We start from the raw sequence: 21,334 nt of genomic DNA on the forward strand, positions 1-21,334 counted from the left end.
TTGTATAATTGCATGTGCGCATTGCAACATACACATTAGCAATACGTTAATTCTTCAAAATCATATTATATTTTTCTTCGGAAATTATCAACAACATATTTTTCTAAAAATATTCAATTAAACAATTCATGTTTGAAATCTCACAATTAAAAGAAATGAAACTTCCTGAGCTACAGGAAATGGCAAAAAAACTTAGCATTTCAAAGTTTCGTTCGTTAAAAAAATTAGACTTAGTTTATCAAATCTTAGATAAGCAAGCTGCAAATCCAAAAGCTGTAGAAGTGGTAAAAGCAGATGTACCTGCGACTCCAAAACCAAAGAGAGAACGTTTACAGCGCTCAGTGTCAAACAAGCCAAAGCCAAGATCTAATGAAGAATCTAAGCCCAAACAAAATGTAAAACAAGAGACCATAGCTTTTAAAGAGGAAGGAAATAAAGATTCTAAAGAAGAAAAAGAAAATAATAAACAAGCAAAAGCTCCAGCTAAGCCTCAGCAGCCAAAGCCACAGCACAAAAAGCCTGTTCATAATCATCAAAATAAAAAAGACGACAAAAAGGATAATGCTCCAAGTCGTCAGGCAAGCACCAAAAAGAGTCAAAATAATAACCAGAATAGAAATCAAGGAAAAAACGGGAATACACATGGTAATAGCGATACCCGAAACCGTTATCGCGAACCAGATTTTGAATTTGATGCTATAATAGAAAGCGAAGGTGTTTTAGATGTTATGCAAGATGGGTATGGTTTTTTACGCTCATCTGATTATAATTACCTATCCTCTCCAGATGATATTTACGTGTCACAATCACAAATTCGTTTATTTGGATTAAAGGTTGGAGATACAGTATTAGGAAATGTAAGGCCTCCTAAAGAAGGTGAGAAATATTTTCCGTTAATTAGAGTTAACAAGATTAATGGGCAAAGTCCAGATGTGGTCAGAGATCGCGTATCTTTCGAGCACTTAACACCATTATTTCCTCAAGAGAAATTTAATATTGCTGAAAGACAAAGTACAATTTCAACACGTATCATGGATTTGTTTGCTCCGATTGGAAAAGGACAACGTGGCATGATTGTATCGCAACCAAAAACAGGTAAAACCATGTTGCTTAAGGATGTTGCAAACGCAATTGCTGCTAACCATCCAGAAGTATATCAAATGATTTTACTAATCGATGAGCGTCCTGAAGAGGTAACAGATATGCAACGTAATGTTAGAGGTGAGGTTATTGCGTCAACTTTCGATAAAGAAGCGCATGAGCACGTTAAAATAGCAAATATTGTATTAGAAAAGGCAAAGCGCCTCGTAGAATGTGGACATGATGTAGTTATACTACTAGATTCTATAACACGTTTGGCAAGAGCTTATAATTCTGTTCAGCCAGCCTCAGGAAAAATTCTTTCTGGTGGTGTAGATGCTAATGCTTTGCATAAACCAAAGCGTTTCTTTGGTGCGGCACGTAACATTGAAAATGGAGGTTCTCTTACTATTATTGCAACAGCTTTAACAGAAACGGGTTCTAAGATGGACGAAGTTATTTTTGAAGAATTCAAAGGAACAGGTAATATGGAACTTCAATTAGATCGTAAGATTTCTAATCGTCGTATATTCCCAGCAATTGATCTAACATCGTCAAGTACCCGTCGTGATGATATTTTATTAGATGCAACAACTATTCAAAGAATGTGGGTAATGCGTAAATATCTTGCAGATATGAATCCGGTTGAAGCAATGGAATTTATAAACGAACGCTTTAAGCAAACTAGAAATAACGAAGAGTTTTTAATCTCAATGAATGGTTAAAGATGTATTTATATAAATAAATAAAAAAGCCTTGATATTTAAATCAAGGCTTTTTTATTTTCTATATGTATTATTAAATATTAATAAGCAATTAATAAGGCTTTGTATTCCTTTAAGTCTGCAATATTTCCTTTGTTCTCTAAATTTTTAGATAGAGCAATTAGATATTTAAGACTTTCTAAAGGAGAAACCTGATTGGTGTCTTCAATACCAATCTCCTCACTTTCTTCAATTGGCTCATCATTAAGCATTGGAATAAGAAAAGAGTTGTTTTCCTCAATATGTTCACATGTGTATCTAAGTACTTTAACTAATAAAGGTATTTCTTCTTCAATGGCATAGGTTCTTAATTTCTTAATATCGTCTATTAGAGTTTCATTATTGATTCCTGTTGTATCAAGATCGTTAAGGATCTTATTTGTTAAAGTAATTGCTTTAGTGTTTTTCAATATAGAAGTTTAAATGATTAATTTCTTTATAATTTTTACAAATTTAATTTTTTTGGAATCAAGTTCAATCCTTTTTTTATTAATTTTTTAATTAATAAATGAATGAGTTTTATTATTTGGTTTAGTCTTTAGAAAACAAAAAAAGCCTATCGATTGTTCGATAGGCTTTTTTTAAATTTATAGTAAATCTAACTAGATGGAAGCAACATGCTTGGCTAGACCAGATTTTAAATTTGCTGCTTTATTTGCATGTATAACATTTTTCTTAGCTAATCTGTCAAGCATAGAAACTACTGAAGGCAATAAAACTTCAGCCTCTTTCTTGTCAGTTAACTCACGTAATTTCTTTATAGCATTACGAGTTGTTTTGTGCTGATATTTATTTCTTAAACGCTTAGATTCGTTACTTCTAATTCTTTTTAATGCTGACTTATGATTTGCCATTTGTTTATTTTTTTTTATTAAAAAATTGTAGCCCGTAGGGGAATCGAACCCCTCTTACATGGATGAAAACCATGCGTCCTAGCCGATAGACGAACGGGCCATTTATTTTAGAGTGTGCAAATATAAATTATATTTTTATTTATGCAAAACTTTTCAAATAACTTTACAACGTTTCCATTGCGGATGCAAAAATACAACTATTTTCTACTCTTGCAATAGTTAAATAAACTTTTTTTAAAAAAAGTTTATTTAGTATGCTTTCGCAAATAATACTCTACGGTTTGAAGGTTTTTTAGAATAAACACAAAATCCATCTTCAAGTTCACCTTCTAAAGGAAGGCATCTTATAGTAGCTTTAGTTATTTCTTTTATTTTTTCTTCTGTTTCTACAGTACCATCCCAATGTGCAGATATAAAACCACCTTTGTTTTTTAATATAGCTTTGAAATCTTCAAAATTGTCTACTTCTGTAATATGGGAGTCTCTGAATTTTAAGGCTTTATTGTATAATGATTCTTGAATTTCGGTCATTAAACCTTCGACCTTTTCTGTTAAAGAATTAATTGCTACGGTTTCTTTTGTTAATGTATCTCTACGAGCTAATTCAACAGTTCCATTTTCTAGATCTCTCAATCCAATAGCTATTCGTAAAGGGACTCCTTGTAATTCGTGTTGGGCAAATTTTGCTCCTGGACGATGCGTTGTTCTGTTATCGTATTTGACTGTAATGCCTTTAGATCTTAAGTCTTTTAAAATGTTGTTTACAATTTTAGTTATTTCTTCAAGTTGTTCTTCAGTTTTGTATATAGGTACAACAACAACTTGATTTGGTGCCAGATTTGGAGGAAGAACAAGTCCTTGGTCGTCACTATGTGTCATTATTAAAGCTCCCATTAATCGAGTTGAAACTCCCCATGAAGTTGCCCAAACATAATCTTGTTTACCTTCTTTGTTAGTAAATTTAACATCAAAAGCTTTTGCGAAATTTTGTCCTAAAAAATGAGACGTTCCAGCTTGAAGTGCTTTTCCGTCTTGCATTAATGCTTCAATACAGTAAGTTTCATCTGCTCCAGCAAAACGCTCACTTTCAGATTTTAAGCCTTGAATAACTGGAATTGCCATGAAGTTTTCTGCAAATGTAGCATACACATTATTCATGGTTTCGGCTTCAGCTAGCGCTTCTGTTTTTGTTGCGTGAGCTGTATGGCCTTCTTGCCAAAGAAATTCTGCAGTTCTTAAAAATAAACGTGTTCGCATTTCCCAGCGAACAACGTTTGCCCACTGATTTATTAGCAGAGGTAGGTCTCTGTAGGATTGTATCCAGCCTTTATATGTATTCCATATAATAGCTTCACTCGTGGGTCTTACAACAAGTTCTTCTTCTAACTTTGCCTCAGGATCGACACGGAGTTTTCCTGGATTATCAGGGTCGTTTTGTAACCTATAATGTGTCACAACCGCACACTCTTTTGCAAAACCTTCAGCGTTTTTTTCTTCAGCTTCGAATAAACTTTTCGGCACAAAAAGAGGAAAATATGCATTCTGATGACCTGTTTCCTAAAACATTCTATCTAATTCTGCTTGCATTTTTTCCCAAATAGCATAGCCATATGGTTTTATAACCATACAACCTCTAACTGCAGAATTTTCAGCTAGATCAGCCTTTACGACTAGTTCGTTATACCATTTAGAATAGTCTTCTACTCGTGTAGTGAGTTTTTTGCTCATATATAGGGTTTTGGCACAAATATTGTGATTATGTTAAAAAAAGAAATAGTTTGACAAAACTAACTATTTTTGTTATGTTCAACAATAAAAAATAAACAGTTATGCAATTAAAAAAATACTTATTAAATAAATTAACAGCATGTGTATTAGTTTTATTAGTCTCTGTACTTACTTCTTGTGGGTCTTATCAATATGTTGGGCAAGACAGTGATGGCGTTTATAGTGATGACTATGATGAACAAGAAGTTGTTTTAGATGAAAGTGTTAAAGCACAAGATGATAGTAATTACTATAAAGATTTCTTTAGTGAGAAATCTTTACAAATGAATTCTAGTGATAGTGAAGAAGTTTTTGTAGATATAGATTCGTATGAAGGTAATTATTCTGATGAAGAGAATAGAATTGATAATGTTTCTTCAGGTTATGGCTCTTGGGGAGAAAATAGTAGAGATGTTTCTATAAACGTTTACAATAACGGATTTGGTTGGAATAATTGGGGTTGGAATAATTGGGGTTGGAACAATGGATTTGGTTGGAACAATGGATTTGGTTGGAATAATTGGGGATGGAATAATGGATATGCATGGAATAACAGGTTAGCTTATAATTCAACAAGAAGAGGAGCGGTTTATGGTAGGAATTCTGTTTTAGGCAGAAGCCCTCAAACAACTTCAAGAACAAGAACTAATTCTACAAGAACAAGAACATCAGTTTCGCCACGAACAAGAAACAATAGTTCTACACCAAGAGTTAGGACAACTACTCCACGAACAAGAAACAATAGTGCTACACCAAGAGTAAGGTCAACCACTCCAAGAACAAGAAGTAATAGTTCTACGCCAAGAGTAAGGTCAACTACGCCAAGAACGAGAACATCTGCTCCAAGAGCATCATCAACAAGAAGCTCTAGGTCATCTTTTGGTTCGTCTAGGTCTTCATCAGGAGGTAGAAGAAGAGGTTAGATGAAAATTTAAAAAACAGAAAAAGAATAGATATGAGAAAAATAATGATTTTGTTCGTAGGTATTATATCTACGTTTACAATTAATGCTCAAGATGTAAATGATGCTTTAAGATATAGTAATGGAGAAGTTATTGGTTCTGCTCGATATAGAGCACTAAGTGGAGCATTTGGTGCGCTTGGAGGAGATTTGAGCGCAATTAGTATTAATCCTGCAGGATCTGCTATTTTTACTAGTAGTTTTGCTTCAATTTCATTAAACAATAATGATGTAGGTAATGAAACTTCCTACTTTGGAGGAATAAATTCCTCATCAGATTCTAATCTATCTTTAAATCAAGCAGGAGGAGTTTTTGTTTTTAGAAATAGAAATGAAAATTCTTCCTGGAAAAAATTCGCGTTAAGTGTTGCTTATGATAATACTAAGAATTATGATGATGCTTGGCAATCAAGAGGTGTTAATACAACATCAATAGATCAGTATTTCTTAAATAATGCTCAAGGATTAAGACTAGATCAAATATCAGCTTTGCCTGGAGAAAATAGTTCTGATGCATACGCTGGGATAGGAAATGCCTATGGTTATGTTCACCAACAAGCTTATTTAGGTTATGACTCTTTTATTCTAGAACCAGGCAGTTTTGATGACGATAATACTAGTTATACTTCAAATATAGCATCGGGAAATTTTGATCAAGATTACAGTTATGTGGCAACTGGTTATAAGGGAAAAATAGCATTTAACGTAGGAGCACAATATGGGGATGATTTATATTTAGGATTAAATTTAAACTCTCATTTTGTTAATTATGAGCGTTCCACTTTCCTGTATGAAAGGAATAATAATATTGGTTCTATTGTAAATCAAGTAGGTTTTGAGAATAATATTACAACAACAGGATCTGGTTTTTCATTTCAGTTAGGAACTATTTATAAGTTGTCAGACGCTTTTAGAGTAGGATTTACTTATGATTCTCCAACCTGGATGACAATTACAGAAGAAACTTCACAGTTTGTTGAAACTATAAGAGTAGATGGTGGAGAAAATGTATTACAAATTGTAAATCCACAAATAATTAATTTATTTCCTGATTATAATTTACAAACACCAGGAAGAATAACTGGTAGTATTGCTTATGTTTTTGGAAAAAAGGGATTACTAAGCTTTGATTATTCAAGAAGAGATTACAGTAGAACAAAATTTAAACCAACATCTGATGCTTACTTTAGAGCTCAAAATAATATAATATCTGATGTGTTAACAGCAGCAGCTACTTATAAAATAGGTGGTGAGTATAAGGTTAATCAATTTAGCTTTAGAGGTGGTTATCGTTTTGAGGAAAGTCCTTATAAAGATGGTGAAACTTTAGGCGATTTAAATGGTTATTCTCTTGGTTTAGGTTACAGTTTTGGTAACACTAAATTAGATTTAACTTACGATGCTTTTAACCAATCTAGAAATCACCAATTATATAATACAGGTTTAACTGATGCAGTAGCAATTGATACTAATAATTCTAATATTACCTTAACATTAGGATTTCAGTTATAATCTTTTAAATAAAAGTTTAAAAAAAGCGTTTGAAAATTTTCAAACGCTTTTTGTGTAACTTAATTAATTGTTTAACTAATATTAGCAGATTTTACTGTTTTAATAATTCGTCCTGCAATTTTATATGGATCACCATTTGAAGCTGGTCTGCGATCTTCTAACCAACCTTTCCATCCTTTTTCTACTGTAATGATTGGGATACGTATTGAAGCACCTCTGTCAGATACTCCGTAGCTAAAGTCGTTTATAGAAGCAGTTTCATGATCTCCAGTTAAACGTTGATCGTTAAACTCTCCATAAACTGCAATATGTTCTTTTACTACAGGTCTAAAAGCTTCACAAATTTTTTCATAAGTTTCTCTAGATCCACATGTACGTAATACTGTGTTAGAGAAGTTAGCGTGCATACCAGAACCATTCCAGTCCATATCTTTTCCTAATGGTTTTGGGTGATATTCTATATAGTATCCATAATCTTCAGTTAACCTGTCAAGTAAGTAACGTGCTATCCAGATTTCGTCTCCAGCTTTTTTAGCACCTTTAGCAAAAAGTTGAAATTCCCATTGTCCAGAAGCAACCTCTTGGTTGATACCTTCAAAATTTAATCCAGCATCAATACATAAATCTGCGTGCTCTTCAACTAAATTTCTACCATGTGTGTTTTTTCCACCAACAGAACAGTAGTACATCCCTTGTGGTGCAGGATAACCTCCAATAGGGAATCCTAAAGGTAATTGTGTTTTAGTATCCATTATAAAATATTCTTGCTCAAAACCAAACCAAAAATCGTCATCTTCATCCTCTATGGTAGCTCTTCCGTTAGATTTGTGAGGTGTTCCATCTGCATTTAAAACTTCTGTCATAACCAAATAACCGTCTCTTCTTGCTGGATCAGGATATATAGCAACAGGTTTTAAAAGACAGTCAGATGATCCTCCAGAAGCTTGCTTTGTAGAGCTTCCGTCAAAAGACCAGATTGGACAATCTTCTAATTTACCGCTAAAGTCATTTTCTACTTTAGTCTTACTTCTCATGTTTTGTGTTGGATAGTAGCCATCCAGCCAGATATACTCTAATTTAGATTTACTCATGATAAAAAATACATTTTGGTTATAATTATAGCAAATATATAATAAAATTGAAATTACCCATAAAAAAACAAGGGTCTATATTAAATATTTATCAAGAGGTTGTTAATAACCCTATTTTTTTATGGGTATAATATTTTTAAAGCTAAAAATTTGTAAATTCGCAATTAAATTATTTAAAATTTATAGATATGTCAACATTACGATTTCATGCTATTAAACAATCCTTAAAACACAAACCTGTTGTTATTAAAGAGAAACAACGTCGTTCCGAAATTTTTGGAGCTAACGTATTTAATGAAGCAACCATGCGCCAATATTTAACTAAAGATGCTTTTAATAGTGTTACGGATGCTATCCAATATGGAAAAAAAATTGACCGAGTAATAGCAGATCATATTTCTTCAGGAATGAAAGAGTGGGCAATCTCAAAAGGTGCAACACACTACACACATTGGTTTCAACCTTTGACAGGTGCTACAGCAGAAAAACATGATGCTTTTTTCGAAACTATTGGTAATGGTTTGGCAATAGAAAAATTTGAAGGAGGACAATTGGTACAGCAAGAACCTGATGCATCTAGTTTTCCAAATGGTGGAATAAGAAATACTTTTGAAGCTCGTGGTTACACAGCTTGGGATCCTACCTCTCCAGCCTTTATATATGGTACAACTTTATGTGTACCAACTGTATTTGTGTCTTATACAGGAGAAGCTTTGGACTATAAAACTCCGCTTTTAAGAGCACTGCAAGCAGTAGATAGTGCAGCAGTTGCGGTTTGTAAATATTTTGATAAAAACGTTAAAAAGGTAAACGCATCTTTGGGTTGGGAGCAGGAGTACTTTTTAATAGATCGTGATTTGGCAATGTCAAGACCAGATATTGTACAAACTGGTCGTACATTATTAGGTCATTCACCAGCAAAAGGACAACAATTAGATGACCATTATTTTGGTACTATTCCAAATCGAGCTATGGCTTACATGCGAGATTTAGAAACAGAGTGCATGTTGTTAGGTATACCAGTTAAAACTAGGCATAATGAAGTGGCACCAAACCAATTTGAATTAGCTCCTATTTATGACGAAGCTAATCTGGCGGTAGACCATAACTCCTTATTAATGGATGTTATGGAGAAAATTTCAGATAGACATAACTTTAAAGTTTTATTTCATGAAAAACCATTTGCAGGAGTTAACGGTTCTGGTAAACACAACAATTGGAGTTTAAGTACAGATACAGGAGTTAATTTGTTAGGGCCAGGTAAAACGCCAATGAGTAATCTTCAATTTTTAACCTTTTTTATCAATACAATAAAAGCAGTTCATGAATATGAAGAGTTGCTTCGTGCAGCAATAGCCTCAGCGAGTAACGATCATCGTTTAGGTGCTAATGAGGCGCCACCTGCTATTATTTCAGTATTTATAGGAGAGCATTTAACGCGAACTTTAAATGAATTAGAGAATGTAACGACTGGTAAACTGTCTCCAGAAGAAAAAACAGACCTTAAGTTAAACGTTGTAGGTAAAATTCCTGATGTATTGTTAGATAATACAGACAGAAACAGAACCTCTCCTTTTGCTTTTACAGGAAATAAATTTGAGTTTAGAGCCGTTGGATCTACAGCAAACTGTGCAAACCCAATGACTGTTTTAAATAGTATTGTTGCCAAGCAGTTAATAGATTTTAAAGCAGAGGTAGATGCTTTAATTGAGAAAAAGGACATGAAAAAAGATGATGCCATTTTTAATGTTTTAAGAGAATATATTAAAAAATCTAAAACTATTTTGTTTGAAGGCAATGGTTATGGAGAAGCTTGGGAGAAAGAGGCGAAGAAAAGAGGTTTAAGTAATCATAAAACTACTCCAGAAGCACTAAAGGCTAAGGTGTCAAAGAAAACATTAGAGCTTTTTAATAATTTAGGCGTGATGAATAAAGTAGAGTCTGAAGCACGTTATGAAATTGAAGTAGAAGAATATGTACTTCGAATACAAATAGAAAGCCGTGTTTTAGGAGATATAGCACGTAACCATATTGTGCCTACTGCTGTAAAGTATCAAAATATACTAATTAAGAATGTTAAAGGTCTTAAAGAAATCTATGGAAATGATTTTAAAAAGCTTGCTAAAGAGCAACTAAACTTAATTGAAGAAATCTCTTTGCATATAGAATCTATAAACTCTAATGTTACTAAAATGACAGAAGCGCGTAAAAAAGCAAATAAAGATAAAGATTCAGAGAAAAGAGCGCTTTCGTACTGTGATCAAGTAAAACCATTATTTTCTGATATTAGATACCATTGTGATAAACTAGAATTATTGGTAGATGATGAGCTTTGGCCACTAACTAAATATAGAGAATTGCTTTTTACTAAATAACCACTTGTCTACTGGGTTATTTTAAAGTTCATTTGGTATAACTACTAATAAAACTATCTTTGTGTTTTAATATATTATTATGAGTTCGGAAATAAGTAAACGTTATAGTCAAAGAGGTGTTTCAGCATCTAAAGAAGATGTACATAATGCTATAAAAAATATAGACAAAGGCTTGTTTCCAAAAGCATTTTGTAAAATAGTACCAGATTATTTAACTAATGACGACGATTATTGTTTAATCATGCATGCAGATGGTGCAGGAACAAAAAGTGCTTTAGCTTACATGTACTGGAAAGAAACAGGAGACATTTCAGTATGGAAAGGCATCGCTCAAGATGCTTTAATTATGAATATCGACGACCTGCTATGTGTTGGAGCAACAGATAATATTATGTTGTCTTCTACTATTGGAAGAAATAAAAATCTAATTACTGGAGAAGTACTCTCTGCAATAATTAATGGAACAGAAGAACTTATTGAAGATTTAAAAACTTTTGGAGTGACCATTCATTCTACAGGAGGAGAAACTGCAGATGTTGGCGATCTAGTACGAACTATTATAGTAGACTCTACAGTTACAGCAAGAATGAAGCGAAGTGACGTTATTGACAATGCAAACATAAAAGCAGGCGACGTTATAGTTGGTTTAGAAAGTTTTGGTCAAGCCACTTACGAGAAAGACTATAATGGAGGTATGGGAAGTAATGGCTTAACTTCTGCGCGACACGATGTCTTTAATAATTATTTAGCTAAAAAGTATCCTGAGAGTTTTGATGCTGCAGTACCAGAAGAATTAGTCTATTCCGGACAAGTAAAATTAACAGATACTGTAGAAAATAGTCCTATAGATGCAGGAAAGTTAGTGTTGTCACCTACAAGAACTTATGCGCCAATTATAAAAGAAATTTTATCAAAGTTTAATTCAGATGCCATACATGGAATGGTCCATTGCTCTGGAGGAGCCCAAACCAAAATTCTTCATTTTATAGATAATTTACACATTATAAAAGATAATTTATTTCCAATTCCGCCTTTATTCAAATTAATACAAGAGCAATCTAAAACAGACTGGAAAGAAATGTATCAGGTATTTAATTGTGGACATAGAATGGAATTGTATGTCGCTTCAGAAATTGCAGAAGATATTATTTCTATATCTAAATCTTTTAATGTAAATGCTCAAATAGTTGGAAGAGTAGAAACTTCAGAAGATAAAAGGCTAACTATAGATAGTGAGTTTGGTGTTTTTAATTATTAAATAAAACCTTTTATTAGTAATAGGAAACTACAGGTTACAAAGCAATCTATTATGTAAAGCATGGTCACTAATTTTAAATTAAAAAATCCAACCATTTTATAGAATTTTAGCTTTTTCCTAATACTTCTATCGTTAATCATGAGCCAAAATAAAGCCGTTAAAAATAGTTTTGTTAATAAAGCGCTAATAATTTCAGGACTATAAATTGTAATTAATAGTGTAACAATAAAAGACCAAATAGAAATTGGTTTATAGTAGAACAGTATAGCGCGAAATCTGTTTAGCATATTGTTTATAACGTAAATTTTTATTTAATATTTTTCAAAGACTGAAACACATTATAAACCATTGCTAATTCATAAATTATCGTATTTTTGTGTCACAATTTTTAGAGATAGATGTTAGAGAAATTACAAATAGTAAAACAGCGATTTGATGAGGTTAGTGATTTAATCATTCAACCAGATATTATTTCAGATCAAAAGCGTTACGTTGAGCTAAATAGAGAATATAAAGATTTACGTTTGTTAATGGATAAACGTGAACAATACTTAGAGCTTACCAATAATTTAGCTGAAGCTGAGGCGATAATTGCTGATGGAAGTGATCCAGAAATGGTAGAGATGGCTAAAATGCAATATGATGAAGCAAAAGAAGGCATTCCGCTTTTAGACGAAGAAATAAAAGTATTATTAATACCTAAAGATCCTACAGATGCCAAAAATGCAGTAGTAGAATTACGTGCAGGAACAGGAGGAGACGAAGCTAGTATTTTTGCTGGAGATTTATTTAGAATGTATACTAAGTATTGCGAAGGTAGAGGTTGGAAAGTAGACACTGTAGATTATAGTGAAGGTACAAATGGAGGTTTTAAAGAAATTCAGTTTGAAGTATCTGGAGACGATGTTTATGGTACATTAAAATTTGAAGCAGGCGTACACCGCGTACAACGTGTACCACAAACAGAAACTCAAGGTCGTGTACATACTAGTGCTGCAACTGTTATGGTATTTCCTGAAGCCGAAGAGTTTGATGTAGAAATTAACCCAAAAGAAGTAAGAGTCGATTTTTTCTGTTCATCAGGACCAGGAGGACAATCTGTAAACACAACGTATTCTGCTGTGCGTTTAACACACATTCCAACAGGATTAGTGGCACAATGTCAAGATCAAAAATCGCAACATAAAAATAAAGAAAAAGCCTTTAAAGTATTGCGTTCGCGTTTATACGATTTAGAGCTGGCTAAGAAAAATGAAGAAGATGCTGCGCTAAGAGGTACAATGGTAACTTCTGGAGATAGAAGTGCCAAAATTAGAACGTATAACTATTCGCAAGGTCGTGTAACAGACCATAGAATAGGATTAACACTATACGATTTGCAAAATATTGTAAATGGTGATATTCAAAAAATAATAGACGAATTACAACTTGCCGATAATACTGAAAAGTTAAAGGCGAATAGTGATACCATATAAAAAAAGCCTCTTATTGAGGCTTTTTTTATAACATAAATTGAAATTATTTGTCATTCTGTTCTAAATACAGAATCTATATTTTAAGTAAATGACAACACAACAACTAACAGCGCAAATTAAAAAAAAGAACTCTTTTCTGTGTATTGGATTAGATGTCGATTTAAATAAAATACCCAAACATTTATTAGAATTAGAAGACCCAATCTTCGCTTTTAATAAAGCTATTATCGATGCTACGCATCATTTATGTGTAGCCTACAAGCCAAACACAGCATTTTACGAAGCATACGGAATTAAAGGATGGAAATCTTTAGAAAAAACAATTCAGTATTTAAATAAAAAACATCCCGAGATTTTTACCATTGCAGATGCAAAACGAGGCGATATTGGCAATACAAGTACCATGTATGCTAAGGCTTTTTTCGAAGATTTAGCGTTCGATAGTGTTACAGTTGCTCCATATATGGGAAAAGATTCTGTAGAACCTTTTTTAGCTTTTAAAGATAAGCATACTATAATGCTAGCATTAACCTCTAACGAAGGCGCTTTCGATTTTCAAACAAAAAAAGTTGACGACAAAGAATTATACAAGCAGGTTTTAGAGACTTCCAAAAACTGGGAAAACTCAGAAAATTTAATGTACGTTGTTGGTGCAACAAAAGCAGAGTATTTTGCAGACATAAGAAAAATAATTCCAAACAGTTTCTTGTTAGTTCCTGGAGTTGGTGCTCAAGGTGGAAACCTACAAGACGTATGCAAATATGGAATGAGCGATACTGTTGGTTTACTTATTAACTCTTCAAGAGGTATTATTTACGCTTCAAATCAAGATGATTTTGCTCAAGCTGCAGCAATTAAAGCGAAAGAGTTACAACAACAAATGGAAGCTATTTTAAAAGTATAATATCATTGTTGTGAAATTGACTAATGAAATCTCATAAATGCAATTAAAAGACCAAATAGGTAGAACATTAATCATTAATACAGCTCCAAAAAGAATTGTAAGTTTAGTGCCTTCTCAAACCGAATTACTTTACGATTTAGGTTTAGAAGATTCCATAATAGGTATCACCAAATTTTGCGTACATCCATTTCATTTTAAAAGCACCAAAGATATAGTTGGTGGCACAAAGAACATAAAGATTGAAAAAATAAAAGCCTTAAATCCAGATATTATTCTTTGCAATAAAGAAGAAAACACCAAGGAAATAGTTGCCGCTTGCCAAGCGATATGCGCAACACATGTTTCAGATATTGTAACAATAGAAGACTGTCTAGAGTTAATAAATCAATATGGTGAAATCTTTAATAAGAGAACAAACGCAACAAAAATTTCAGATAAAATAAATTTCAATTTTAAAGATTTTAAAGTCTTTATAGAAGACAAGCAAGTTTTAAAAACAGCTTATTTTATTTGGCGAAAACCATGGATGGCAGCTGGAAATGGCACATTTATAAATCATCTTTTAGAATTAAATAAATTCGAAAATATTTATAAAAACCTAAAGCGTTATCCAGAAGTAGAATTAAATAAAATAAGAGCACAAGGCGATCCAGAATTAGTGTTGTTATCTAGTGAACCTTATCCGTTTAAAGATAAGCATGCGTTTGAGATAGGTCGAGTGTCTCATCATGCAAAAACGATATTTGTAGATGGAGAATATTTTTCGTGGTATGGATCTAGGCTTATAAAAGCTTTTGATTACTTTAAAACACTAAGAAATAGGCTGTGACTGCTCTCGAGATAAAAACTTAATCTTATTTATTTTATGTAAAACCTTCATCGCTTTAAATTCAGAATCGTCACTAAGCGCATGATCTGTTTGTCTTAAATTATAAGCCTGTTCTATTAAAAGTAAATAACGATTGTTTAATTTCTCTTGGTGAGACTTTAGTAAATGATTTTTGCTCATGGTTAATTTTAAAATTGCCGAACTAAATTTACATTAATTATTGGTAATTAGCAAGTTAAGTCTAAAAGGTGACTCTTAAACAAGAAAAAAGCCTTTGAATGTTATTACTCGAAGGCTTTTATATGTATTTTTTGTTGGCTGAGATAAATAACTTACAGCATTAAATATTTAGCTTAATCTTGTAGAGCAAAAACTTTTTGAAGTAAACCAGTGGTTCTTGAACTTACGTTCTCTCTAATTTCTAACTCCTCAACAGCAATCATTTTATAGACACCTTTTAAAGCTTCTGTAGTCACATAATCTGTTAAATCTGGGTTTACATTACTAGTAAAAGGTAAGGCATTGTACTTATTAATTAAGTTTGCCCAAATCTGGTCTGCACCAACTTTTGCAAAACTATCTTTAATAACAGTATTAAATTTAGCATAAAGTGCACTTTCTGTTTTGCCACTCAAGTATTGTGTAGCAGCATCTTTATTACCCAATAAAATATTTTTAGCATCATTAAAAGTAATGCCTTTTACAGCATCTACAAATATTGGTGTAGCTTGGCTAACAGCATCTTCAGCAGCACGATTTAGTACTTTTATACCATCATCTGCCAAACTTCCTAAACCTATATCTCTTAGAGCTTTATCTACTTTTTGCAACTCTTCAGGAAGTAAAATTTTAACCAATTGGTTATTGTAGAAACCATCTTTTTGTGTTAATTTACTTACTTGTTTATCAATACCAAAATCTAAAGCCTGTCTCAAGCCATTACCAATATCTAAAGCCGAAACACCACCATTTCCTTGTGGTAATTGGTTTACAACTTGTTGCAATTCTGCACAAGCCGTTAGTTAAATATTAAAAATAAAGCTATAAATCTTTTCATTGTATATGTTTTAGATAGTAAAGGTAGTAATTATTTGGGCAAATACTTTGTTAAAATCGTTTCGCAAGCTTCACAATTTTAACAAAATACCGTGCTCTCGGCAGTCGCTCTCTGCGAGGAGCTTCAACAATGCCTCCATCACTTTCGCAAGCGTTAAACAATAATTAAAAATTCGTGATTTTTTTTGAATATTCCGTAAATTGCAACCTCAAAACCGAATATATTTTCCGAATGATACAAGCAACACCTTACAAGCCAAAATATAAAGTTAGAATAGTAACAGCAGCAGCATTGTTCGATGGTCACGATGCATCAATAAATATCATGCGTCGTATTATACAATCCACAGGAGTTGAGGTAATACACTTAGGTCATGATAGAAGTGTAGACGAGGTTGTAAATACAGCCATTCAAGAAGATGCAAATGCCATTTGTTTAACTTCTTATCAAGGTGGCCACAACGAGTATTTTAAATACATGCACGATTTACTAAAGGAACGTGGAGCAGGACATATTAAAATCTTCGGTGGAGGAGGAGGTGTTATTTTACCTTCAGAAATAAAAGAGTTAATGGCTTATGGTATTTCACGAATTTACTCGCCAGACGATGGTCGTGAAATGGGTTTACAAGGCATGATTAATGATTTAGTTCAACAATCAGATTTTGCTATTGGAGATCAATTAAGTAACGAAGTAGAACTGCTTCCTACAAAAAATGCAAAAGCGATAGCGAGAGTTATTTCTTCAGCCGAAAACTTTCCAGAAGTAGCAAAAGGTGCTTTAGAAGCCATTCATTTAAAAAACACAACTTCTAAAACACCAGTTTTAGGTATTACAGGAACTGGAGGTGCAGGAAAATCATCTTTAGTAGATGAGTTGGTGCGTAGGTTTTTAATAGATTTTCCAGACAAAACTATTGGCTTAGTGTCTGTAGATCCATCAAAACGTAAAACAGGAGGCGCACTTTTGGGAGATAGAATACGTATGAATGCCATAAACTCATCACGAGTTTACATGCGAAGTCTAGCAACACGCCAAAGTAATTTAGCATTATCAAAATATGTAAATGAAGCTATTGAGGTTTTAAAAGCTGCGGAATACGATTTAATAATTCTTGAAACCTCAGGAATAGGACAAAGTGATACAGAAATTATAGAGCACAGTGATGTTGCTTTATATGTTATGACTCCAGAATTTGGTGCAGCAACACAGTTAGAAAAAATCGATATGCTTGATTTTGCAGATTTGGTTGCTATTAATAAATTCGATAAACGCGGTTCTTTAGATGCTTTGCGCGATGTGAAAAAACAGTACATGCGCAACAATAACCTTTGGGATATACCACAAGATCAATTACCAGTTTATGGTACAATAGCCTCTCAATTTAACGATCCAGGCATGAATACGCTTTATAAAGCAATAATGGATAAATTAGTTGATAAAGCAGATAGCGATTTAAAATCTACTTTCGAAATTTCTGCAGAAATGAGTGAAAAGATTTTTGTTATTCCACCTAACAGAACACGTTACCTTTCTGAAATTGCCGAAAGCAATCGTTCATACGATAAAACGGCATCAACTCAAGTAGAGGTCGCTCAAAAATTATACGGAATCTATAAAACATTAGAATCTGTTTTAGATGCAACTCCAGAATTAGATAAAGCAGGTATTGCATCAGACACTGTTAAAGCTAATGTTGAAAACAAGGATTTTGTTAGATTATTAGTTTCAGAATTCGACCGTGTAAAATTAAACTTAGATCCATATAATTGGGAAGTTATTACGGGTTGGGCAGAAACAGTAGATAAATATAAAAATCCAATCTATACTTTTAAAGTAAGAGACAAAGAAATTAAAATAGAAACACATACCAAATCCTTATCACAAACAGATATTCCAAAAGTAGCGTTACCAAAATACCAAGCTTGGGGAGATATTTTAAAGTGGTGTTTACAAGAAAATGTGCCAGGAGAATTCCCGTACACTTCAGGATTGTATCCTTTTAAAAGAACAGGAGAAGATCCTGCAAGAATGTTTGCAGGAGAAGGTGGTCCAGAACGTACTAACAGACGTTTTCATTACGTAAGTGCAGGATTGCCAGCAAAACGTTTGTCTACTGCTTTCGATAGTGTCACACTTTATGGTAACGATCCAGATTTACGACCAGATATTTACGGAAAAATAGGAAATGCAGGCGTTTCCATTTGCTGTTTAGACGATGCCAAAAAACTGTATTCTGGTTTCGATTTAGCAAGTGCAATGACCTCTGTAAGTATGACTATTAATGGTCCTGCGCCTATGTTGTTAGGCTTTTTTATGAATGCTGCCATAGACCAGCAATGTGAAATCTACATTAAAGAAAACGGATTAGAAAAAGAAGTAAAATCTAAAATTGCGAAACTCTATAAAGATAAAGAAAGACCAAGTTATAATGGTGATTTACCAGAAGGTAACAATGGTTTAGGTTTAATGCTTTTAGGAGTTACAGGTGATCAGGTTTTACCAACAGATGTGTATGCCGAAATTAAAAAGAATACTATCGCGCAAGTTAGAGGAACGGTTCAAGCAGATATTTTAAAAGAAGATCAAGCACAAAACACGTGTATTTTTTCTACAGAATTTGCCTTAAGATTAATGGGTGACGTGCAAGAATATTTTATAGAAAATAATGTTCGTAATTTTTATTCGGTTTCAATTTCTGGATACCATATTGCTGAAGCAGGAGCAAATCCAATTACGCAATTAGCTTTAACTTTATCTAATGGTTTCACTTACGTGGAATACTATTTAAGTCGAGGCATGGATATTAATAAGTTTGGACCAAACTTATCGTTCTTTTTTTCTAATGGTATCGATCCAGAATATTCTGTAATTGGTCGTGTGGCTCGTAAAATATGGTCTAAAGCTTTAAAGCATAAATATGGTGCAAATGCAAGAGCACAAATGTTGAAATATCATATTCAAACTTCAGGGAGAAGTTTACATGCTCAAGAAATCGATTTTAACGATATTCGTACAACACTTCAAGCCTTGTATGCTATTTACGATAATTGTAATTCTTTGCATACCAATGCCTACGATGAAGCGATTACAACACCTACAGAAGAATCTGTACGTCGCGCTATGGCAATACAGTTAATTATAAATAAAGAATTAGGATTAGCTAAAAACGAAAATCCTATTCAAGGTTCTTTTATTATTGAAGAATTAACAGATTTAGTAGAAGATGCTGTATTACAAGAATTTGATCGTATTACGGAACGTGTAGGTGTTTTAGGTGCTATGGAAACCATGTATCAACGTTCTAAAATCCAGGAAGAAAGCTTGTATTATGAAACTTTAAAACATAATGGTGATTTTCCAATAATTGGTGTCAATACCTTTTTAAGTTCTAAAGGTTCTCCAACAGTTATTCCTAAAGAAGTGATTAGAGCAACCGAAGAAGAAAAGCAATTTCAAATTAAAACTTTAGAGCATCTTCATAAAGCAAACGATACTAAAGCCATGTTGAAAGCACTGCAACAAAAAGCCATTAATAACGAAAACATTTTTGAAGCCTTAATGGAGGTTTGTAAAGTATGCTCGTTGGGAGAAATTACTGCTTCTTTATTTGAAGTAGGAGGACAGTATAGACGTAACATGTAGATAAATTTTATTTTATAAAAGTTATATGAATCGCTTATTCCGACTGTAATTCTGGATAAGCGATTTGTTTCTTATAACATTTTAATCTTTTTGAATTACCATTTATATAGTAATAGTTGGTTTAAAGCTTTTTAAACACGACAAAAAGTAGTATATTTACGTAAAGTGTCGTTATTATGAAACAATACAAACAAGATAGTGGTATTCAAAATTTAGTAAACGCGCCAGAAGCATTCTACGGTTTAGATAATAAATACGATAGAATTATAAGCGTTTTAGGTGGTAGCTCTAGTCTTTCTCAAGATATTAATAGCGATTTCGATCTTATTCAAATTACAAGAAAAGGTTTGCCAAAATCGGCAGTTTTAACCTTAAGTAAACTGTTAGGTATTTCAATGGAACACATGAGCGATTTAATTCATGTGTCGCATCGTACACTACAGCGTAAAAGCGATACCGATTTATTAAATGTATACAGTACAGAGCAAATTTTAGAGATTGCACAAGTGGTTTCTCGTGGTATTGAGGTTCTTGGAACACTAGAAAACTTTACCTCTTGGTTACACAGCGATATTCGCGTATTAAATTATAATAAACCTATTAGTTTGCTAGACACAAGCTTTGGTACTACTTTAATTTTAGATGTTTTAGGTCGTATAGAATTTGGTGTTTATTCTTAAAGTATGAGAGTCTTTAGGATAGCAAAAAAACAATATCTAAAAGATTTGTCTGGAGAAGGTTCTCGATTGTTTGGTGGACGATGGAATAAAAAGGGTATGGCTATGCTTTACTTTTCCGATAGCTTATCTACTAGTCTTCTTGAGGTTTTAGTACATATGGATTTTAAACACTTAACTAACGATTTTGGTTATATTGAAATCGAAATACCAGATGCTTTAATTGATACTAGGTTAAAATTGAAAAACTTAGATGAAAATTGGAGAGACAATCCGCCAAAAAGTAGCACGATTACATTAGGAACGGAATTTATTAAAACTAATAAGAAATTAGCTTTAAAAGTACCATGTGCTATTTTGCCAATGGCAAGTAATATTCTAATAAATCCTAGACATAAAGATATAGCCAAACTTAAAATTATTAAGGTTGCAGATTTGGATATTGATAGCCGTTTAGTCTTATCTACAGGTCTTTAATTTTTTATTCTTCTCCATTTCTTTTTCATTAAGGCTGCGTTTGCTTCCGAAAATGAGTCTTCACCATAATATAAATAATAATTCCCATTAGGTTTAATTGCTAAAAATGAAGAACAGTTTTTGTTTTTTTTAAAGATTATATTTTTAAAAAAACCTTTATCAAGAATCCAATCTTTTTGCTCATTTAGATAATAACTTTGGAAGAAAGTGGGAGAGAAAATTAAAAAACTTTCTACGTTATGTAATTCAGATAATTTGCTATTCTGGGATTTTATATTTTTAAGTACAGTAGCATAGTCACCTATTTTTTCAATTATACAGTTATCGCCAGACTGTAAATATTTTATAAATATAGTTTTACTAAAATCTATTTTATGTTTTGATTTTTCTTGAAGTTTTTCTTTAATTAATTTTAAGTCTTCGGTATCAAAATAGCCATAAAACTCCTCAATAGATTTCTTATAAGCACTATTATATGTGCTATTTATATTATTAACATACCTATTCTTATCAAGTTTATTTGTAGAATTATCATCCTTATTTTTTGATGAAGAACAGTTAAAGAAAATAAAAATGACTATTAAATAAACTAGAATATTTTTCATTTC

Annotated in this window: 17 protein-coding genes, 1 tRNA gene and 1 pseudogene; 11 read left to right on the forward strand and 8 right to left on the reverse strand. The window is 32.6% G+C overall.

Going from position 1 to position 21,334, the window contains the following annotated elements; translation table 11 throughout:
• The first annotated feature begins 128 nt into the window (after nt 1-128).
• Nucleotides 129-1,805 carry a transcription termination factor Rho gene (rho, locus tag P8H50_RS01585; RefSeq protein ID WP_300204908.1) on the forward strand — a complete coding sequence of 559 codons (1,677 nt, stop codon included), beginning with the start codon at nt 129-131 and terminating at the stop codon, nt 1,803-1,805.
• An 80-nt stretch (nt 1,806-1,885) separates the two neighbouring features.
• On the opposite strand, the gene P8H50_RS01590 is transcribed toward rho, so the two are convergent.
• The 4 genes and pseudogenes from P8H50_RS01590 to proS all read right to left on the reverse strand — a co-directional run bounded on the left by P8H50_RS01590 (nt 1,886) and on the right by proS (nt 4,426).
• A complete protein-coding gene (locus P8H50_RS01590; protein WP_300204910.1) occupies nt 1,886-2,254 on the reverse strand; it encodes a hypothetical protein in 369 nt (122 codons plus the stop codon).
• A 192-nt stretch (nt 2,255-2,446) separates the two neighbouring features.
• Nucleotides 2,447-2,698: a 30S ribosomal protein S20 gene (gene rpsT / locus P8H50_RS01595; RefSeq protein ID WP_300204912.1), complete on the reverse strand. Its 252-nt coding sequence runs from the start codon at nt 2,696-2,698 to the stop codon at nt 2,447-2,449.
• A 28-nt stretch (nt 2,699-2,726) separates the two neighbouring features.
• Nucleotides 2,727-2,798 (reverse strand) — tRNA-Glu (locus P8H50_RS01600).
• A 149-nt stretch (nt 2,799-2,947) separates the two neighbouring features.
• Nucleotides 2,948-4,426 (reverse strand): annotated as a pseudogene (gene proS / locus P8H50_RS01605) (proline--tRNA ligase).
• 101 nt (nt 4,427-4,527) lie between these two features.
• Between proS and P8H50_RS01610 the strand changes: the two are divergent.
• Nucleotides 4,528-5,388, forward strand: coding sequence for a hypothetical protein (locus P8H50_RS01610; RefSeq protein ID WP_300204914.1), 861 nt, complete (start codon nt 4,528-4,530; stop codon nt 5,386-5,388).
• Between the two features lie 32 nt (nt 5,389-5,420).
• Complete coding sequence (locus tag P8H50_RS01615; protein ID WP_300204916.1) at nt 5,421-6,938, forward strand: outer membrane protein transport protein; 1,518 nt, start codon at nt 5,421-5,423, stop codon at nt 6,936-6,938.
• Between the two features lie 71 nt (nt 6,939-7,009).
• Here P8H50_RS01615 and P8H50_RS01620 read toward each other — a convergent pair whose 3' ends face one another.
• Nucleotides 7,010-8,029, reverse strand: a complete 1,020-nt coding sequence (locus tag P8H50_RS01620; protein WP_300204918.1) for a glutamine synthetase beta-grasp domain-containing protein — start codon at nt 8,027-8,029, stop codon at nt 7,010-7,012.
• 188 nt (nt 8,030-8,217) lie between these two features.
• Here P8H50_RS01620 and P8H50_RS01625 point away from each other — a divergent pair, with 188 nt between their 5' ends.
• The 5 genes from P8H50_RS01625 (at nt 8,218) to P8H50_RS01645 (ending at nt 14,870) form a co-directional block, all read left to right on the forward strand.
• Nucleotides 8,218-10,404, forward strand: a complete 2,187-nt coding sequence (locus tag P8H50_RS01625) for a glutamine synthetase III (RefSeq protein ID WP_300204920.1) — start codon at nt 8,218-8,220, stop codon at nt 10,402-10,404.
• 79 nt (nt 10,405-10,483) lie between these two features.
• On the forward strand, nt 10,484-11,662 hold the full coding sequence (locus P8H50_RS01630; protein WP_300204922.1) for an AIR synthase related protein: 1,179 nt from the start codon (nt 10,484-10,486) through the stop codon (nt 11,660-11,662).
• Between the two features lie 398 nt (nt 11,663-12,060).
• On the forward strand, nt 12,061-13,137 hold the full coding sequence (gene prfA / locus P8H50_RS01635; RefSeq protein WP_300204924.1) for a peptide chain release factor 1: 1,077 nt from the start codon (nt 12,061-12,063) through the stop codon (nt 13,135-13,137).
• 88 nt (nt 13,138-13,225) lie between these two features.
• Nucleotides 13,226-14,041, forward strand: coding sequence for an orotidine-5'-phosphate decarboxylase (pyrF, locus tag P8H50_RS01640; protein WP_300204925.1), 816 nt, complete (start codon nt 13,226-13,228; stop codon nt 14,039-14,041).
• Between the two features lie 37 nt (nt 14,042-14,078).
• Nucleotides 14,079-14,870, forward strand: coding sequence for an ABC transporter substrate-binding protein (locus P8H50_RS01645; protein ID WP_300204927.1), 792 nt, complete (start codon nt 14,079-14,081; stop codon nt 14,868-14,870).
• Here P8H50_RS01645 and P8H50_RS01650 read toward each other — a convergent pair.
• Nucleotides 14,853-15,050: a Lacal_2735 family protein gene (locus P8H50_RS01650; RefSeq protein WP_300204929.1), complete on the reverse strand. Its 198-nt coding sequence runs from the start codon at nt 15,048-15,050 to the stop codon at nt 14,853-14,855. The two genes, P8H50_RS01645 and P8H50_RS01650, sit on opposite strands and share 18 nt — an antisense overlap.
• 173 nt (nt 15,051-15,223) lie before the next feature.
• Nucleotides 15,224-15,874 carry a DUF4197 domain-containing protein gene (locus P8H50_RS01655; protein ID WP_300204931.1) on the reverse strand — a complete coding sequence of 217 codons (651 nt, stop codon included), beginning with the start codon at nt 15,872-15,874 and terminating at the stop codon, nt 15,224-15,226.
• 284 nt (nt 15,875-16,158) lie between these two features.
• Here P8H50_RS01655 and P8H50_RS01660 point away from each other — a divergent pair, with 284 nt between their 5' ends.
• The 3 genes from P8H50_RS01660 (at nt 16,159) to P8H50_RS01670 (ending at nt 20,726) form a co-directional block, all read left to right on the forward strand.
• Nucleotides 16,159-19,572, forward strand: coding sequence for a methylmalonyl-CoA mutase family protein (locus P8H50_RS01660; protein ID WP_300204933.1), 3,414 nt, complete (start codon nt 16,159-16,161; stop codon nt 19,570-19,572).
• Between the two features lie 176 nt (nt 19,573-19,748).
• Nucleotides 19,749-20,252, forward strand: a complete 504-nt coding sequence (locus tag P8H50_RS01665; RefSeq protein ID WP_300204935.1) for an antitoxin Xre-like helix-turn-helix domain-containing protein — start codon at nt 19,749-19,751, stop codon at nt 20,250-20,252.
• A gap of 3 nt (nt 20,253-20,255) precedes the next feature.
• Nucleotides 20,256-20,726, forward strand: coding sequence for an RES family NAD+ phosphorylase (locus tag P8H50_RS01670; RefSeq protein ID WP_300204937.1), 471 nt, complete (start codon nt 20,256-20,258; stop codon nt 20,724-20,726).
• Here P8H50_RS01670 and P8H50_RS01675 read toward each other — a convergent pair.
• Nucleotides 20,723-21,331, reverse strand: coding sequence for a hypothetical protein (locus tag P8H50_RS01675; RefSeq protein ID WP_300204939.1), 609 nt, complete (start codon nt 21,329-21,331; stop codon nt 20,723-20,725). The genes P8H50_RS01670 and P8H50_RS01675 overlap by 4 nt on opposite strands.
• Between the last annotated feature and the right edge of the window lie 3 nt (nt 21,332-21,334).

The sequence above is a fragment of the Lacinutrix sp. genome (assembly GCF_029238095.1).
In the GTDB taxonomy this organism is placed as follows: domain Bacteria; phylum Bacteroidota; class Bacteroidia; order Flavobacteriales; family Flavobacteriaceae; genus Lacinutrix.

Excerpts from the sequence above, each read along its gene's own strand:
- P8H50_RS01610 (WP_300204914.1), top strand. The coding sequence starts at position 4,528 with ATGCAATTAAAAAAATACTTATTAAATAAATTAACAGCATGTGTATTA.
- P8H50_RS01665 (WP_300204935.1), top strand. The coding sequence starts at position 19,749 with ATGAAACAATACAAACAAGATAGTGGTATTCAAAATTTAGTAAACGCG.
- P8H50_RS01615 (WP_300204916.1), top strand. The coding sequence starts at position 5,421 with ATGAGAAAAATAATGATTTTGTTCGTAGGTATTATATCTACGTTTACA.
- pyrF (WP_300204925.1), top strand. The coding sequence starts at position 13,226 with ATGACAACACAACAACTAACAGCGCAAATTAAAAAAAAGAACTCTTTT.
- rpsT (WP_300204912.1), bottom strand. The coding sequence starts at position 2,698 with ATGGCAAATCATAAGTCAGCATTAAAAAGAATTAGAAGTAACGAATCT.
- P8H50_RS01670 (WP_300204937.1), top strand. The coding sequence starts at position 20,256 with ATGAGAGTCTTTAGGATAGCAAAAAAACAATATCTAAAAGATTTGTCT.
- P8H50_RS01620 (WP_300204918.1), bottom strand. The coding sequence starts at position 8,029 with ATGAGTAAATCTAAATTAGAGTATATCTGGCTGGATGGCTACTATCCA.
- P8H50_RS01645 (WP_300204927.1), top strand. The coding sequence starts at position 14,079 with ATGCAATTAAAAGACCAAATAGGTAGAACATTAATCATTAATACAGCT.
- P8H50_RS01675 (WP_300204939.1), bottom strand. The coding sequence starts at position 21,331 with ATGAAAAATATTCTAGTTTATTTAATAGTCATTTTTATTTTCTTTAAC.
- P8H50_RS01625 (WP_300204920.1), top strand. The coding sequence starts at position 8,218 with ATGTCAACATTACGATTTCATGCTATTAAACAATCCTTAAAACACAAA.
- P8H50_RS01650 (WP_300204929.1), bottom strand. The coding sequence starts at position 15,050 with ATGAGCAAAAATCATTTACTAAAGTCTCACCAAGAGAAATTAAACAAT.
- P8H50_RS01630 (WP_300204922.1), top strand. The coding sequence starts at position 10,484 with ATGAGTTCGGAAATAAGTAAACGTTATAGTCAAAGAGGTGTTTCAGCA.
- P8H50_RS01660 (WP_300204933.1), top strand. The coding sequence starts at position 16,159 with ATGATACAAGCAACACCTTACAAGCCAAAATATAAAGTTAGAATAGTA.
- prfA (WP_300204924.1), top strand. The coding sequence starts at position 12,061 with ATGTTAGAGAAATTACAAATAGTAAAACAGCGATTTGATGAGGTTAGT.
- rho (WP_300204908.1), top strand. The coding sequence starts at position 129 with ATGTTTGAAATCTCACAATTAAAAGAAATGAAACTTCCTGAGCTACAG.